The organism is Pseudarthrobacter sp. TE9888, from assembly GCF_056279345.1.
In genome coordinates, this window is sequence record NZ_JBWBRD010000002.1 from 3,006,477 (window position 1) to 3,022,436 (window position 15,960).

The following is a 15,960-nucleotide window of genomic DNA, read 5'->3' on the forward strand; positions in this document are numbered from 1 at the left end:
GGGAAAGCATGAGGCTGGCCATGTCTGCGCCACGGTCCGGACTCTTCAGGCCTAGGATCACGGACCCCGCCCATCGGCCGGCCGGCACTTCAGCCCCACCCTCTTCGCTCCTCCCCACCGGGCCGCCGGGGGCTTCCCGGCGCGCCCACAGTTGCCCCTGGGCCCAGCCGCGCCCTGCGTCCCGCACCCGCACCGCACCCCACTTCTGACCAGAAGGACCATCAATGAGCCACCCAAATTTGCCCCAGCCGCCCCACAACGGACCGGCCGCGCCACCCATTCCACCGGCACCATCCCCCTACGGCGGACAGCCCAATTTCCAGGGGCAGTACCCTGCAGGTCCGCAGGGGGAATACCAGCCCGGACCCCACGGCACAGCTTTCTACCCCGGCGGCCCCGGAAAGTCCTTCATCACCACCTGGATCCTGTCCCTCCTGCTGGGAACGTTCGGTGCGGACCGCTTCTACCTGGGCAAGACCGGCTCGGGTGTCGCCAAGCTCTTGACCGCCGGCGGCCTTGGCGTCTGGGCCCTCGTTGACCTGATCATGACCCTGACGGGGAACACCAGGGACAAGGAAGGCCGCCCGCTGGAGGGCTACCCGGAGAACAAGAAGAAGGCCTGGATCATCACCGGCATCCTCTGGCTGGTGAGCATCATCACTTCCATCCTGCTGATCATCGCTTCCATGGCCATGATTGGCGCGGCTGTCGATGCACGGAAGGTTCCCATTTCTCCCGGCCTCCCGTCAGCGTCGCAGGCCGCCCCGGCGCCGTCCAACGGATCAGCGGCCGGCGCTGACTCAGTCGTGGCCACCGTGTCTGAGGGCAACACCGCGAAGATCAGCGTCCTCGATTCCCTCTACACCCCCGAGATCCCGGGCATGGACTACCTGGTGCCGAAAAACGGCGGCTTCCTCGCCCTCAACGTCTCCTGGGAGGCCCTGACCGGCACCAGCTTCTCCAGCCCCTCCAACTTCAAGGTCTACGACGCCGACGGCAAGGAAGGCGAACTGGTCTACCTGGAGGACGGGCTGGGGGCCCTGCCCACCGACCAGGTCGGCGCAGGCGACGCCCGCAAAGGGGTCATTGCGTTCGACGTAAAGAAGGGCCCTGTCAAGGTTGTCATCAATGACGACTACGGCGACCCCGCCGGCACTCTCACCCCCACGGTGAACTAGCCGGATCCAAGCAACGGCAAAACAAGGGGACCCGCGGCGCCACCCACATGGTGACGCCGCGGGTTCCTTGTCGTTTCCACGGAAGTTGCCGGGCGAAGCTGCGCGCAGTTCCCGTCGCGGGGACGGCTCACTGCAGGGCTTTGAAGCCTCCCCGGCCCACCAGGGACGCCGTATGGCCCACCCACTCCAGCGGCCCGCGCCACCGCAGCCGGGCGAAAACGATGCCGATCGTGACAGCGGTGGCCGCCTGGGCAAAGAACATCCCGTCCTCGGTCCAGCCGGAGGGAAGGGGCTTGAGGTAGAAGCCGGAGACAACCCAGACGTGCACGGTGTACAGGGTCAGCGTCATGGCGCCGGCCCCGCGCAACGGCAGCAGCAGGTCCAGGTCGACCCAATCGGCCAGCCGCTCCAGGAGCAGGCCGGCGCCGATGACGGCAGCGGCCACCGCCGAGGTATGGAGCAGGTCGAGCGGGGTTCCCGAATGCGGTGCCGCTGACGCCAGCCACCACCAGGAGCCCTCCTGCTGGATGCCGGTCAGGTTGACCTGCAGGACGCTGCCCAGCGGGTACCCCGGAGCGTTGAGGACCTGCTCCAGCGCTGCACGGCCGCCCCAGTCCTCCATGGCCGCCGTACCCAGGGCCTTGGCCGCCGCTGCCACCCCGGTTCCCCCTGCCAGCAGCAGCACCGGGATGACGGCTTTGGTGAGGACCAGGCGGCCGATCACCAGTCCCACCAGCAGGTAGGACAGCCACTGGAACACGGGGTAGTAGCCGGTGAAGAAGACATCCGCGAGCAGCCGTGAAGGCGTACCCAGGTCCTCCCATGCGGGGTTGTGGCCCAGTTTCAGCGGCGGCTCGGGGGCAAGGAGCCAGGGCCGCAGGAGATACGCCAGCACCGGCGACGCAAGGATCCAACCCGCGGCCCACGCGCACAGCGGCTTCACCCCGAGCCCCAGGAAAGGCAGGATGCACAGGAACAGCATGGCGTAGTGGACCAGGATGATGGCCACATTCACTTCCAGGCCGCCCAGGGTAAGTCCGACGGCGGCAACCACCAGGGCGCGCAGTGCCACGCCGCGCCGGGCGGCGGAGAGTTGGGCACCCTCGAGCGGAGTGTTTTTCCCGGTGGAGAGGGCGAGCCCCACGCCGGCCAGCACGGCGAAGAGGGCAGCGGCCCGGCCGGAGAAGGTGAGGCCGATCCAGGTCGGCGTCAGGTTTGCATCCGATTCGAAGGTGGGCAGGAGGTGGGTGGCCATCATGCCCAGCAGGGCCACGCCCCGGGCGGCGTCGATGCCCCGAAGACGCCCCGGTTGCCGGCTTCCAGGGGCCTTGCGGGACCGGGTGGCCGGGGATCGGGACGTCATGACCAGATCGTCTCACATGCGCCGCCGGCGCAGCTTGTCACAGCAACAGGCAGGACCCGGCCCGGAGATCCGGGAAGGCCGGCACGTCCCGGCAACAACGCGCCATCCAAGGGGAGTCCGGACATTCTTGTTTTCGAATATATGTTCGAATATCATGGTGGCCATGGAGATCAGACCAGCAGGAATCCCCGTACCCCGGGAGCAGGGGCTCCAGCAGCATGGACCCGGGCGGCCCGGGGCCGCGCGTCCTGGCAGCCTGCCGGCGGACAAGCAGCAGTCCGCCGGCCAGCCGCGCAGTATTGGCCCCACCACCCAGCCGGCGGTGGATAGCGGCTCCGGCGGCGGTCCCCTGAGGGCGATGAGTCCGGGAGTGGTGGATTACCTGTTCCGCCAGCTTGTTTCCGGCCGGCCGGCCGAAGACGTGGCATGGGAACGGGAGGGCATCAGCCTGGCCGCCCAGCCCGAAGGGGCGGAACTGGCCCGCCGGCTTGCTGAAACGGACCTTGATGCGCTGACGCCCACGGAGTTGTTCCACTATGTGCGGGCGGCGCAGCGGCTCGCATCATGGGCAGAGGGCCTGCGCCAGTCCGCCGTCGGCCGCTACTGCCATGCCGGTGCGGACGCGCCGCGGCCGGGGCGGCCGGGTATTTGACGCTCGTCACGCCCGTGGCATTGTCCTAACCAGCCGGGGACAGGGTAACGTTTTTTCCATGGCTGACTCTTCCGCGCACATCCCTGCCCTCGGTACCCTCCTGACCGCCATGGTCACGCCGTTCACCAAGGACGGCGCAGTGGACTACGACCAGGCGGCAGCGCTGGCCAGCAAACTGGTCGACGACGGTTGCGACGGCCTGGTGGTCACCGGTACCACCGGCGAAACCTCCACGCTGACAGACGAAGAGAACCTCGGCATGTTCCGCGCCGTCAAGGATGCCGTGGGCGGCCGCGCGGCCATCATTGCCGGTACCGGCACAAACGACACCGCGCACTCGGTGCACCTTTCCCAGCAGGCAGCCGCCCTCGGCGTCGACGGCCTCCTCCTGGTGACCCCTTACTACAACAAGCCCAGCCAGGCCGGCGTCCGCGCGCACTTCGAGACCATCGCCTCCGCCGTGGACGTCCCCGTCATGCTCTACGACATCCCCGGCCGGTCCTCCATTCCGATTGAGCCCGACACCATGATCCGGCTGGCCCAGCACCCCAACATCGTCGCCGTCAAGGACGCCAAGGCGGACCTCGCCGCAGCCACCCGCGTCATGGCCGAAACCGACCTCCTGTTCTACTCGGGCGACGACGGGCTGACCCTTCCCTGGATGGCGCTGGGCGCCGTCGGACTGGTGGGGGTCACCACCCACGTCGCCACCCGCCGCTTCCGCGAGCTCATCGACGCCGTCAACGCCAATGACCTTGGGACTGCCCGCAAGATCAACTTCGAGCTGCAGCCCGTAGTCCGTGCCACCATGACCCGCGTCCAGGGGGCCGTGGCGGCCAAACAGATTCTTAAATGGCAGGGAGTCCTGCCCAACTCGATTGTCCGTTTGCCCCTCGTGGAGCCGGACGAAACCGAGATCGAAACCATCCGCGGGGATTTGGCGGAAGCGGGGCTGGTCTTCTCCTGAGGCTAAGACCGGCACCCTTCCGCCTGGAAAGAAGTGCACTATGACCCAAACTGCCCTTACCGGCCTCGTCACCCCTCCGCGCCTGCCCCAGGGCACCCTGCGGATCGTTCCGCTCGGCGGCCTGGGGGAGATCGGCCGGAACATGGCCGTGTTCGAAATCGACGGCAAACTGCTGATCGTGGACTGCGGCGTCCTCTTTCCCGAGGAAACCCAGCCCGGCGTTGACCTGATCCTGCCGGACTTCTCCTACATCGAGGACCGGCTGGACGACGTCGTGGCCGTCATCCTCACCCATGGCCACGAGGACCACATCGGCGCCGTGCCGTACCTGCTGCGCCTGCGGAACGACATCCCGCTGGTCGGTTCGCAGCTGACGCTTGCCCTGATTGAGGCAAAGCTGCAGGAGCACCGCATCCGGCCCTACACGCTGACCGTCGAAGAAGGCCAGGTGGAGAAGTTCGGGCCGTTCGAATGCGAATTCGTCGCCGTCAACCACTCCATCCCGGATGCCCTCGCCGTGTTTATCCGCACCGCCGGCGGCACTGTCCTGCACACCGGTGACTTCAAGATGGACCAGCTGCCGCTGGACGGACGCATCACCGACCTGCGCCACTTCGCCAAGCTGGGCGAAGAGGGCGTGGACCTCTTCATGTCCGACTCCACGAACGCCGACGTCCCCGGATTCACCACGGCCGAGAAAGAAATCGGGCCGACCCTGGAGCGGCTCTTCGGCCAGGCCACCAAGCGCATCATCGTGGCGTCCTTCTCCTCCCACGTGCACCGCGTGCAGCAGGTCCTTGACGCCGCCGCCAAGCACAACCGCAAGGTGGCCTTCGTGGGCCGCTCCATGGTCCGCAACATGGCCATTGCCGAAAAGCTGGGCTACCTGGACGTCCCCGCCGGGCTGATCGTCGACATCAAGAACATCGACAACCTGCCGGACAACCGGGTGGTCCTTATGTCCACCGGTTCGCAGGGCGAGCCCATGGCGGCCCTGTCCCGGATGGCAAACGGCGACCACCGGGTGGTGGTGGGGGACGGCGATACCGTCATCCTGGCCTCCAGCCTCATCCCGGGCAATGAGAACGCCGTGTTCCGGATCATCAACGGCCTCCTCAAGCTCGGCGCCGACGTCATCCACAAGGGCAACGCCAAGGTGCACGTCTCCGGCCACGCCGCGGCCGGCGAACTGCTCTACTGCTACAACATCCTTGAGCCGCTCAACGCGATGCCGGTGCACGGCGAAACCCGCCACCTGATCGCCAACGGCAAGATCGCCATCGAGTCCGGCGTCCCGGAAGCCAGCGTCATCCTCGCGGACAACGGCACGGTGATCGACCTCCGCGACCACCAGGCAGACATCGTGGGCCAGGTGGAGGTGGGCTTCGTCTACGTGGACGGCTCCAGCGTTGGCGAGATCACGGACGCCGACCTCAAGGACCGCCGGATCCTGGGCGACGAAGGGTTCATCTCGATCATCACGGTGATCCACCGCGCCACCGGCAAGGTGGTGTCCGGCCCCGAGATCCATGCCCGCGGCGTTGCCGAGGACGACTCTGTCTTCGACGACATCATCCCCAAGATCAACGCGGCCCTGGAAGAAGCAGTCCAGAACAATGCCGACCACACCAGCCACCAGCTCCAGCAGGTGGTGCGCCGCGTCGTGGGCACCTGGGTCAACCGCAAGCTGCGCCGCAAGCCCATGATCATCCCGGTTGTCCTCGAGGCCTGATGGTCCATGTCGCCGGCTCCGGCCCGTCCTCCCCGCCGCAGGCAGGAGGGCGGGCCGGTGGCCTTTAACTGCGGGCGGCGGGGATGCTCCCGGCCCCGATATCCCCGGAATCACAGCATGCTTCCGGTAGCGTAGCTACTATGGCCACACGTACTACTTCCGCGCCCAAAGGTACCGGCAGGGGCAGCTCCGGCAGCAAATCCGGGAGCTCCACAGGCCGCGGAACCGGCTCCACTGCCGGGAAGACGGGGCGTGGCGGCTCATCCAGCACCGCACGCACCCGCCAGCTTCCCGCCGTCGAACACCACCAGCCGTGGCTGCTGCGCGTGGTGGGCGGCGCATGGCTTGGCGTGGGCCACCTGGTGGGCGGGGGAGTGCGCCGCATCGGCTACGACGTCAGCGACCTTCCCGCCGAGGACCGCCGCGACGGTGCCGCCCTGTTCAACCTGGCGCTCGGTGTCTTCATCGCCACGTTCGCCTGGTGGGGCCTGACAGGCTGGTTCCCCGATGCCGTCTACGCCGTGGTGAACGGCACGTTCGGCTGGATATCCCTGCTGCTTCCGCTCATGCTCTTCGTCTGCGCCTTCCGGCTGTTCCGGCAGCCCTCCGACGGACGGGGCAACAACAGGGTGGGCATCGGCTTCCTGATCATGACGTTCGCGGGCTGTGGCCTGGCACACATTTTGGGCGGCCAGCCCACGGTGGCCGACGGCTTCGACGGGCTCCGCGCAGCGGGCGGCATGCTCGGCTTCCTGGCTGCCGCACCGCTGGCCGCCATCCATCCCGCCGTGCCTGTGGCCCTCTACGGACTGCTCGCCTTCGTGTCCCTGCTGATCATCACGGCCACCCCGTTCACCGCCATTCCGCGCCGCATCAGGGGAGCGTACGAGCACCTCATGGGCGTCGACCTGATGGACCAGGACGGCGCCGACGTCCACGACCGCAGCTACCTCGAGCGGCCGGCGCCGGCCGCCCCCAGGAAGAAGAAGCGGAAGCTCTTCGGGAAGGACCAGGAGGCCGAGGCAGGCCTTGAGGGTTATGTGGGCGACGAAGCCTTCGAGCACGCCGTCATTGACGACGACGAGGGCGAACCGGCGCGGCCCGCCCCGGGAGTGCGGCGGCCCACCCAGGCGGAGATCGCCGTCGAGAAGATCAAGGCCGCCCAGGGCCTGGGCGCCGGTTCGCAGGCGGCCCCGCCGGAAAACGCCACCGAAGCCATCCCCCTGGTAATCCCGGGTGCTGCGGCGCCCGGCAAGCCTGCCGCCGCGCCCACGGTGCCCTCGAACCCGGTGGCGCCCGCGCCGCCGCCCGTTCCCATCCCGCAGCGGACCGAGCAGCTCTCACTCGCCGGCGACGTGACCTACACCCTCCCGGCCTCGGACTTCCTGACCCCCGGATCCATCCCCAAGGAGCGCACCGAAGCCAACGACGCCGTCGTCGCCGCCCTTACGGACACCCTGACCCAGTTCAACGTCGATGCCACGGTCACGGGGTTCAGCCGCGGCCCCACCGTCACCCGGTACGAAATCGAACTCTCGCCCGGTACCAAGGTGGAACGCGTCACCGCCCTGTCCAAGAACATCTCCTACGCCGTTGCCTCCAGCGACGTGCGCATCCTCAGCCCCATCCCGGGCAAGTCGGCCATCGGCATCGAGATCCCCAACACGGACCGCGAAACCGTCTCCCTGGGCGATGTCCTCCGCAGCCAAAACGCCCGCCGCACGGACCACCCCATGGTGATGGGCGTGGGCAAGGACGTGGAGGGCGGCTACGTGGTGGCCAACCTGGCCAAGATGCCCCACCTCCTGGTGGCCGGTGCCACCGGTGCCGGTAAGTCGTCCTTCGTGAACTCGATGATCACCTCGATCCTGATGCGGGCCACCCCGGATGAGGTCCGCATGGTCATGGTGGACCCCAAGCGCGTGGAACTGACCGCCTACGAGGGCGTGCCACACCTCATCACTCCCATCATCACCAACCCCAAGAAGGCCGCCGAAGCGCTGCAGTGGGTGGTGCGGGAAATGGACGCCCGGTACGACGACCTCGCCAACTACGGCTTCAAGCACATCGACGACTTCAACAAGGCCGTGCGCGCCGGCAAGGTCCAGCCGCCGGTGGACTCCAAGCGCGTCATCCGCCCCTACCCGTACCTGCTGGTGATCGTGGACGAACTCGCCGACCTCATGATGGTGGCGCCGCGCGACGTCGAAGACTCGATCGTCCGCATCACCCAGCTGGCCCGTGCCGCAGGCATCCACCTGGTCCTGGCCACCCAGCGCCCGTCCGTGGACGTGGTCACCGGCCTCATCAAGGCCAACGTGCCTTCGCGCATGGCCTTCGCCACGTCCTCCGTGACGGACTCCCGCGTGGTCCTCGACCAGCCCGGCGCCGAGAAGCTCATCGGCCAGGGTGACGCCCTCTTCCTCCCCATGGGCGCCTCCAAGGCGATGCGTGTCCAGGGTGCCTGGGTCACCGAATCGGAGATCCATAAAGTGGTGGAGCACGTCAAGGGACAGCTGCAGGCTGTCTACCGGGACGACGTCGCCCCCGAAGCGGAAAAGAAGCAGATCGACGACGACATCGGGGACGACCTCGAGGTGCTGCTGCAGGCCACCGAGCTGGTGGTGACCACGCAGTTCGGCTCCACCTCCATGCTGCAGCGCAAGCTCCGGGTCGGCTTCGCCAAGGCCGGCCGGCTCATGGACCTCCTTGAGTCCAGGGGAGTGGTGGGACCCTCCGAAGGCTCCAAGGCCCGCGACGTGCTGGTGAAGCCGGACGACCTCGCTGCAGTCCTCGCCGCCATGAAGGGCCAGGAAGCCCCGGCCGCGCCGGACTCGCAGACCGCGGCCCTCAGCGACAACGCCAACGCCAACATCGCCCAGGGCGGCTACGCCGAAGACCTGGTGGCCGCGGACCTGGACCAGCGGAAGCAGAACGTCGAATATTACGACGGCTCGGATTCCGCCCCGGGCGGTTACGGCGACGACGACGAGGGCTCCGAGGACGCCTGGTCCCTCACCGGACGCTAGCCCGGTAGCCTAGGAACGTGACTAGCACCGATGCAACCGCCGCCGGCCAGGGCCGTGCCGGGGTCTGGAACCTTCCCAATGTCCTGACCATGATCCGCATCGCGCTGGTCCCGTTCTTCGTGTGGTTCCTCGTGGCGGACGCCCCCGGGCTGCACAGCACCTCCGGACCGTGGCGCTGGGCAGCTGTGGCGGCGTTCGCCGTCGCCATCTACACCGACAAGCTCGACGGCGACATTGCCAGGAGCCGGAACCTGGTCACGGACTTTGGCAAGATCGCCGACCCCATTGCCGACAAGCTGCTCATCGGCTCCGCGCTGGTGATGCTGTCCTTGCTGGGAGAGCTCCCCTGGTGGGCCACCGTGGTGATCCTGGTCCGGGAATGGGGCATCACGGCCCTGCGCTTCTTCGTGATCCGCTACGGGGTCATCCCCGCCTCCCGCGGCGGGAAGCTCAAAACGGTGGTACAGACCGCGGCGATCTTCCTGTACCTGCTGCCGTTCGGGGCATTCGCGCCCTGGATGTCCTGGGTGGCGTTCGCGGTCATGATGGCAGCCGTGGCGATCACGCTGTGGACCGGCGTCGAGTACGTGGTGGAGGCCCTGCGCCTGCGCGCGAGGGGTAAACGCGAGGCAGGAACCGAGGGGCGGGAACAGGCATGAGCAACCTTCACCAGCTGGCGGCACAGGCCGTCCGGCAGGCACTTGAGTCCGGACGGACCGTTGCCACCGCGGAGTCATTGACGGCCGGCATGGTGTCCGCTGTCCTGGCTGACACCCCGGGCGCTTCCGGCATGCTGCAGGGCGGTGTGGTGGCTTACCAAAACTCCGTGAAGGAGGCGGTGCTGCAGGTGCCCACCGACCTGCTGGCCCGTGCCGGCTCCGTCGATCCCGACGTCGCCCGCGCCATGGCGGCCGGGGCGCGCACTGTCCTGGGGGCCGACGTCGGGCTTTCCACCACCGGCGTCGCCGGTCCCGAGGCGCACGACGGCAAGCCCGTAGGCCGGGTCTACATCGGCATCGCCACAGCCGCAGGCACCGCCGGTTTCGAGTACACCTTCACGGGAAGCCGGCCGGACATCCGGGCCGCCGCCTGCGCCGCCGCGCTGGAAAGACTCCTCGAGGCCCTCGCCGGCTGAGCCCTGCAGGCCGCCAAGTTACCGCGCGTAAAGTTGCCGGGAACAAAAGCCACTACCGATTAGTTATTACATTGTGTCGCTTCCGGAGAGCGGAGGCGCCTAGGATGAAATGACCAAGACAGGTTCGCCGGCGGCGGACCTGACCAATGAGGGAGCAAGGCGATACAGATGGTAAAGCAGCCCGTATCCGTAAACGGCGTTGTCCGCTGGAAGGATGTGGGCCTCGCCGAACAGGCTAAGAGCGAACAGAAGGAGCGCAAGATGGTTGTACTTCGTCACGAAATCGGTGATGTCCTGCGCGATGTCCGCCAGCGTCAGGGGCGCACGCTCCGTGAAGTTTCGCACAGTGCCCGTGTCTCCCTGGGATACCTCAGCGAAGTGGAGCGCGGCCAGAAGGAAGCATCGTCAGAGCTTCTGTCCTCGATCTGCTCGGCACTGGATGTTCCGCTGTCAAGCATGCTCCGCGAGGTCAGCGACCGCGTGGCCGTAGCCGAAGGCGTCGCAGTTCCGGACACCGTTCCGCAGGAATTCTCCCAGCGTTACGGCCGTGACCTGGAACGCGACCTCAACACTGAACTGAACGACGAACTCTCCACGGGCCTCCTCTCCGGAGCCCGGTAAGGCGCCCCACCCCAGGGTGGGCGCCGGACAGCAGGAAGCCCCCGGCCATGGCCGGGGGCTTCCTGCTGTGGTCAGTCCTCCTGCACCCGCTCCGGTGAGGCGGGCCCGTCGGCGGCTTCTTTGGGGAACCCGTCACGCTCATAGGTGGAGTTCAACCTGGCCATGCAACGGGCCAATTCCTCCAGGTCCTCCACCGGCCATTCGCGCAGCCGCTCCTGGAAGACCTGGCGCCTGGCGTCCTGGACCTGGTGCATCTTCTCTTCGCCCTTGGGCGTCAACCGGATCGACTGAGCACGGCGGTCCAGCGGGTCCGCCTCCTTGGACACCAGGCCAAGGCCTTCCAGGAACGCGATCTGCCGGCTGACCGACGGTTTGCCCACCCCGATGTTCATGGCCAGCTCGGTGAGCCGGATGGGTCCTTCACGGCGGATGATCGTCAACAGCCCGTACGCCGCTGGCTCCATGTCCGGGTGTACCTCGCGCGAAAGCTGGTTGGAGATGGCCCGCGCCCGCCGCCAAAAAAGGCTGATCTGGTGTTCAACATTCTGCAGCGCGGTATCGGCGGCGTCGTCGCCTGCGTCCTGCCGCTGCGGGAGGTCAGGGGAGTTGCTCATGGCAACAATTCTAGGGTCCACAATCATGAGAGGATTTACCGATGCGAATCAGCGAGTACTGGCGTCTGATGGATGACGAGTTCGGCGCGGGATACTCCCGCGTGCTGAGCAGCACCCTGGTCCTTGCCGGCGTCGGTGGGCGCACCGCTGACCAGGCCCTGGCGGCCGGGGTTGAGCCGCGCCGGGTCTGGCTTGCAGTCTGCGACGTCCAGGATGTCCCGTCGGAACGGCGGCTGGGCCGCGACATCGCCCCGCGCCGCGACTAGCGCAGGGACCGGGCGCTGACCGGCGCCAGGATCCTGCCGCCGGACACGCCGCAGGGGCTCCACTCTTCGAATACCTGTTCGGATAAGGCTATGATTTTTTCATCGGGTTTATCCACATAGCCGTTGTCCTCCGGCCGGAATGTCAGTGGGTCCCCTTAGCGTCAGAGATGACCAACACAACGGCCGCGAAGGCCACCATCGAGAAAGCATTAGAGGTGTCAACCATGGCGGCAGCCCCGGATCGTGCAAAAGCGCTGGAAGCAGCGCTTGCCCAGATTGACAAGCAGTTCGGCAAGGGCTCGGTCATGCGCCTGGGCGACGAAGTCCGCGCTCCGATCGAAGTCATCCCCACCGGCTCCATCGCCCTGGATGTCGCCCTTGGCATTGGCGGGCTCCCGCGCGGCCGCGTCATCGAAATCTACGGTCCTGAATCCTCCGGTAAGACCACCGTTGCCCTGCACGCCGTGGCGAATGCCCAGCGCGCGGGCGGGATCGCAGCCTTCATCGACGCCGAGCATGCACTGGACCCTGACTACGCCGCCAAGCTGGGCGTGGACACCGATGCCCTCCTGGTCTCGCAGCCGGACACCGGCGAGCAGGCCCTGGAAATCATGGACATGCTGGTCGGCTCCGGTTCGCTGGATGTCGTTGTCATCGACTCCGTTGCCGCCCTGGTGCCGCGCGCGGAAATCGAAGGCGACATGGGCGACAGCCACGTCGGCCTCCAGGCCCGCCTCATGAGCCAGGCCCTGCGTAAGATCACCGGCCGCCTGAGCCAGACCAAGACCACCGCCATCTTCATCAACCAGCTCCGTGAAAAGATCGGCGTCTTCTTCGGATCCCCCGAAACCACCACCGGCGGTAAGGCCCTGAAGTTCTACGCGTCGGTCCGCATCGACGTCCGCCGGATCCAGACCCTCAAGGAAGGCGCCGACTCCGTCGGCAACCGGACCAAGGCCAAGATCGTCAAGAACAAGATGGCTCCGCCCTTCAAGGTTGCCGAGTTCGACATCATCTACGGCCAGGGCATCTCCCGCGAAGGCGGCATCATCGACATGGGCGTGGAACACGGCATCATCAAGAAGTCGGGTTCCTGGTTCACCTACGACGGCGACCAGCTGGGCCAGGGCATGGAAAACTCGCGCCGTTTCCTCCGTGACAACCCGGAGCTGGCCGCCGAGCTGGAGCGCCTCATCAAGGAGAAGCTGGGTGTCGGCGTCAAGCCTGCCGAGGATGAGTCCAAGGACGCGCCAAAGCTGAAAGCCGTCGACGGGTTCTAGCCCTTGACCGGCCCACAAACACGGCGGACCCGTTCCGGCAGCCCCTCAACTGGGGTGTCGGACGGGTTTGCCGTACCTGAGGACCCGCAGGCCGCGGACGCCGAACCGGATCCGTTCTCCGTGGCGCAGGCCATCGTGTACCGGCAGCTGACAGCGGCGCCGAAGAGCCGGCTGCAGCTTGCCCGGAAACTGGCGGAGCGGAACATCCCGGAACACGTCGCGGAGGCCGTGCTGGACAAGTTCCAGGAAGTCCGGCTGATCAACGATGCCGAGTTTGCCGACATGTGGGTCAGGAGCCGGGCCCAGTCCAGGAAGCTGGCCAAGGGCGCGCTCCGGCGGGAACTCGCTGAGAAGGGCATCGAGCCGGAAACGGCTGCCTCGGCTTTGGAGCAGCTGACCGACGCCGATGAGGAAGCCGCCGCCCGTGCCCTGGTGGAACGCAAGCTCCGCCCCGGAACGGACCTGGCCGGCCCCGGCGAACGGGACAAAGCCGTACGGCGGTTGGCGTCCATGCTGGCACGCAAAGGCTACCAACCCTCCCAGGCGTTCCGGATCGTCAACGAGGTCCTCGATTCCCGGCAGGACCCCGACAGCGATCCTTTCCAGAGCCGGTACCCTTAACGGGTGAGTTTGACCATTCCTTCCCCCCAATCCGGCGCCACCCCTTCCGTCGAAGCAGGGGCCGTGCCGCACTCCGGAGCGATGCCCCGCACCTACCAGGTGCGCACCTTCGGCTGCCAGATGAACGTTCACGACTCCGAACGGATGTCCGGCCTGCTGGAGGCCGCCGGTTACGTGCCCGCCGAGGGCGAGCATGCCGACGTCGTGGTGTTCAACACCTGCGCAGTCCGGGAAAACGCGGACAACAAGCTCTACGGCAACCTGGGCATCCTGGCCCCGGTCAAGGCGGCCAACCCCGGTATGCAGATCGCCGTGGGCGGTTGCCTGGCACAAAAGGACCGCGAGACCATCCTGAAGAAAGCGCCATGGGTGGATGCCGTCTTCGGCACCCACAACGTCGGTGCCCTGCCGGCCCTTCTGGACCGGGCACGGCACAACAATGAAGCGCAGCTGGAAATTTTGGAGTCCCTGGACGTCTTTCCCTCCACGCTGCCCACCAAACGTGACTCCGTCTACTCGGGCTGGGTGTCCATCTCCGTAGGCTGCAACAACACCTGCACGTTCTGCATCGTCCCGGCACTGCGCGGCAAGGAAAAGGACCGCCGGCCCGGAGAGATCCTCGCGGAGATCCAGGCACTCGTGGACGACGGCGCCATCGAAGTCACCCTGCTCGGCCAGAACGTCAACTCCTATGGCGTCGAGTTCGGGGACCGGCAGGCATTCTCCAAACTCCTGCGTGCCTGCGGCGAGATCGAGGGACTGGAACGCGTCCGCTTCACCAGCCCGCACCCGGCCGCCTTCACCGATGACGTCATTGACGCCATGGCAGAAACTCCCAACGTGATGCCGCAGCTGCACATGCCGCTGCAGTCCGGGTCGGACAGCATCCTCCGGGCCATGAAGCGTTCCTACCGGTCAACCAAGTTCCTGGGAATCCTGGACAAGGTCCGCGAAAGGATCCCGCACGCCGCCATCTCCACCGACATCATCGTCGGCTTCCCCGGTGAAACCGAAGAGGACTTCCAGGCAACCCTGGACGTGGTGGAAAAGTCCCGCTTCGCCACCGCCTTCACTTTCCAGTATTCAAAGCGTCCCGGCACGCCGGCGGCCGACCTGCCAGACCAGCTCCCCAAGGCCGTGGTCCAGGAACGCTTCGAACGGCTCACCGCCCTCCAGGACCGCATCGCCGCGGAAGAAAACCGGAAGCAGCTTGGCCGACGACTCGAAGTCATGGTCACGGCCCAGTCGGGGCGGAAATCGGAGGAAACCCACCGGCTCTCCGGCCGGTCGCAGGACCAGCGGCTGGTCCACTTCTCGGTGCCAGAGGGTGCGCCCGCCCCCAGGCCCGGGGACCTCGTCACCGTCACCATTACCGAAGCCGCCGCCTTCCACCTGGTGTCCGACCCCACCCTTGAGGACTACAGCCTGCGCCGGTCACGGGCAGGGGACGCCTGGGACAGGTCCCAGGCCGACTCCTGCGGGGCGCCATCTCCGGCCTCGCCAGGGGAACGCAAGGGCGTCTCGCTCGGCATGCCCGCCCTGCCGCTGCGCACCCGCTGACAGGTGGCTGCCCCGCCCGTCGTCGCCGTCGTCGGTCCCACCGGCTCAGGCAAGTCCGACCTCGCCGTCAACCTTGCCCTCGCCCTGGACGGCGAGGTCATCAACGCCGACGCCATGCAGTTCTACCGCGGCATGGACATCGGCACGGCCAAAATCACCATGGCCGAGCGCAGGGGAGTGCCGCACCACCTCCTGGACACCCTGGACGTCACGCAGGAAGCCAGCGTTTCCGACTTCCAGGCCCAGGCACGCGAAACCATCGACGACATCCATCAGCGGGGCAAACGCGCCATCCTGGCCGGGGGCTCCGGTCTGTACGTCCGGGCAGCGCTGGACGTCCTGGAGTTCCCGGGGACCGACCCAGCGCTGCGTGCCCGCCTCGAGGCGGAGCATGCCGAGCTCGGTACCGAAGCACTCCTGGCCAGGCTTCGGACTGTGGATCCCGCATCCGCCGCCCGCGTCTCCGATGCCCGGCGCATCATCCGTGCCCTCGAGGTGCACGAACTTACCGGTCGGCCCTTCAGCTCCTTCATGCCCCGGCGGGAGTACCACCAGCCCGCCATTCAGCTGGGCCTCAGCGTGGACCGCGAGGTCCTGCGGGACAGGTTGGCCGCACGGGTGCACCGGATGGTGGAGGACGGCCTGCTGGACGAAGTCCGGATGCTCGACGCCAGCGGCCTGCGGCGCGGCAAAACCGCTTCCCGTGCCCTGGGCTATTCCCAGTTCCTGCGCGTCCTCGATGGCGGGTCCACCGTCGAGGCCGCCGCGGAGGAAACCATCGTGGCCACCCGGCAGTTCGCCCGGCGCCAGCTGACCTGGTTCCGTGCCGATCCGCGCATCGCCTGGCTCGACTGGCAGGATCCGGAGCTCCTGGGCAAGGCCGTGGAGCTGGCCCGGTAGCAGCGGTTTCAGGCGGGGGAGCCTCCGCCGCTACGCTTGGAA

The 15,960-nt window shown here is 67.2% G+C and carries 15 protein-coding genes; 13 read left to right on the forward strand and 2 right to left on the reverse strand.

Annotated elements, in window-relative coordinates:
* Window positions 1–224 precede the first annotated feature (224 nt).
* Window positions 225–1,178, forward strand: coding sequence for a TM2 domain-containing protein (locus tag ACZ9J7_RS14490; RefSeq protein ID WP_476210350.1), 954 nt, complete (start codon window positions 225–227; stop codon window positions 1,176–1,178).
* Between the two features lie 127 nt (window positions 1,179–1,305).
* Here the strand turns inward: ACZ9J7_RS14490 and ACZ9J7_RS14495 are convergent, their stop codons facing one another.
* Complete coding sequence (locus ACZ9J7_RS14495) at window positions 1,306–2,541, reverse strand: heparan-alpha-glucosaminide N-acetyltransferase domain-containing protein (protein WP_476210352.1); 1,236 nt, start codon at window positions 2,539–2,541, stop codon at window positions 1,306–1,308.
* 163 nt (window positions 2,542–2,704) lie between these two features.
* Between ACZ9J7_RS14495 and ACZ9J7_RS14500 the strand changes: the two genes are divergently transcribed.
* From ACZ9J7_RS14500 to ACZ9J7_RS14530, 7 genes are all read left to right on the forward strand, one after another.
* Window positions 2,705–3,193 (forward strand): hypothetical protein, encoded by a 489-nt coding sequence (locus tag ACZ9J7_RS14500; RefSeq protein ID WP_476210354.1) that lies wholly within the window; start codon window positions 2,705–2,707, stop codon window positions 3,191–3,193.
* 58 nt (window positions 3,194–3,251) lie between these two features.
* Complete coding sequence (dapA, locus tag ACZ9J7_RS14505; protein ID WP_457949351.1) at window positions 3,252–4,160, forward strand: 4-hydroxy-tetrahydrodipicolinate synthase; 909 nt, start codon at window positions 3,252–3,254, stop codon at window positions 4,158–4,160.
* 40 nt (window positions 4,161–4,200) lie between these two features.
* Complete coding sequence (locus ACZ9J7_RS14510; RefSeq protein WP_141160966.1) at window positions 4,201–5,892, forward strand: ribonuclease J; 1,692 nt, start codon at window positions 4,201–4,203, stop codon at window positions 5,890–5,892.
* Window positions 5,893–6,032: 140 nt separating this feature from the next.
* Window positions 6,033–8,921, forward strand: a complete 2,889-nt coding sequence (locus ACZ9J7_RS14515; protein WP_476210355.1) for an FtsK/SpoIIIE family DNA translocase — start codon at window positions 6,033–6,035, stop codon at window positions 8,919–8,921.
* 17 nt (window positions 8,922–8,938) lie between these two features.
* A complete protein-coding gene (gene pgsA / locus ACZ9J7_RS14520; RefSeq protein WP_476210357.1) occupies window positions 8,939–9,580 on the forward strand; it encodes a CDP-diacylglycerol--glycerol-3-phosphate 3-phosphatidyltransferase in 642 nt (213 codons plus the stop codon).
* On the forward strand, window positions 9,577–10,056 hold the full coding sequence (locus ACZ9J7_RS14525; protein ID WP_476210359.1) for a CinA family protein: 480 nt from the start codon (window positions 9,577–9,579) through the stop codon (window positions 10,054–10,056). The genes pgsA and ACZ9J7_RS14525 overlap by 4 nt, the downstream gene beginning before the upstream one ends.
* Before the next feature lie 168 nt (window positions 10,057–10,224).
* Window positions 10,225–10,677, forward strand: coding sequence for a helix-turn-helix domain-containing protein (locus tag ACZ9J7_RS14530; RefSeq protein WP_018771597.1), 453 nt, complete (start codon window positions 10,225–10,227; stop codon window positions 10,675–10,677).
* A gap of 71 nt (window positions 10,678–10,748) precedes the next feature.
* Here the strand turns inward: ACZ9J7_RS14530 and ACZ9J7_RS14535 are convergent, their stop codons facing one another.
* The gene (locus ACZ9J7_RS14535) at window positions 10,749–11,291 is read right to left on the reverse strand and encodes a MarR family winged helix-turn-helix transcriptional regulator (protein WP_476210361.1); all 543 of its coding nucleotides are present in this window, start codon (window positions 11,289–11,291) and stop codon (window positions 10,749–10,751) included.
* A gap of 41 nt (window positions 11,292–11,332) precedes the next feature.
* Between ACZ9J7_RS14535 and ACZ9J7_RS14540 the strand changes: the two genes are divergently transcribed.
* The 5 genes from ACZ9J7_RS14540 (at window position 11,333) to miaA (ending at window position 15,918) form a co-directional block, all read left to right on the forward strand.
* Window positions 11,333–11,557: a DUF3046 domain-containing protein gene (locus tag ACZ9J7_RS14540; RefSeq protein WP_141160961.1), complete on the forward strand. Its 225-nt coding sequence runs from the start codon at window positions 11,333–11,335 to the stop codon at window positions 11,555–11,557.
* Window positions 11,558–11,781: 224 nt separating this feature from the next.
* Complete coding sequence (recA, locus tag ACZ9J7_RS14545; protein WP_026266121.1) at window positions 11,782–12,837, forward strand: recombinase RecA; 1,056 nt, start codon at window positions 11,782–11,784, stop codon at window positions 12,835–12,837.
* Window positions 12,838–12,957: 120 nt separating this feature from the next.
* Window positions 12,958–13,458 carry a regulatory protein RecX gene (locus tag ACZ9J7_RS14550; protein WP_476211867.1) on the forward strand — a complete coding sequence of 167 codons (501 nt, stop codon included), beginning with the start codon at window positions 12,958–12,960 and terminating at the stop codon, window positions 13,456–13,458.
* 3 nt (window positions 13,459–13,461) lie between these two features.
* On the forward strand, window positions 13,462–15,018 hold the full coding sequence (gene miaB / locus ACZ9J7_RS14555) for a tRNA (N6-isopentenyl adenosine(37)-C2)-methylthiotransferase MiaB (protein WP_476210363.1): 1,557 nt from the start codon (window positions 13,462–13,464) through the stop codon (window positions 15,016–15,018).
* A gap of 3 nt (window positions 15,019–15,021) precedes the next feature.
* Window positions 15,022–15,918 carry a tRNA (adenosine(37)-N6)-dimethylallyltransferase MiaA gene (gene miaA, locus ACZ9J7_RS14560; protein WP_476210364.1) on the forward strand — a complete coding sequence of 299 codons (897 nt, stop codon included), beginning with the start codon at window positions 15,022–15,024 and terminating at the stop codon, window positions 15,916–15,918.
* Window positions 15,919–15,960: the final 42 nt, after the last annotated feature.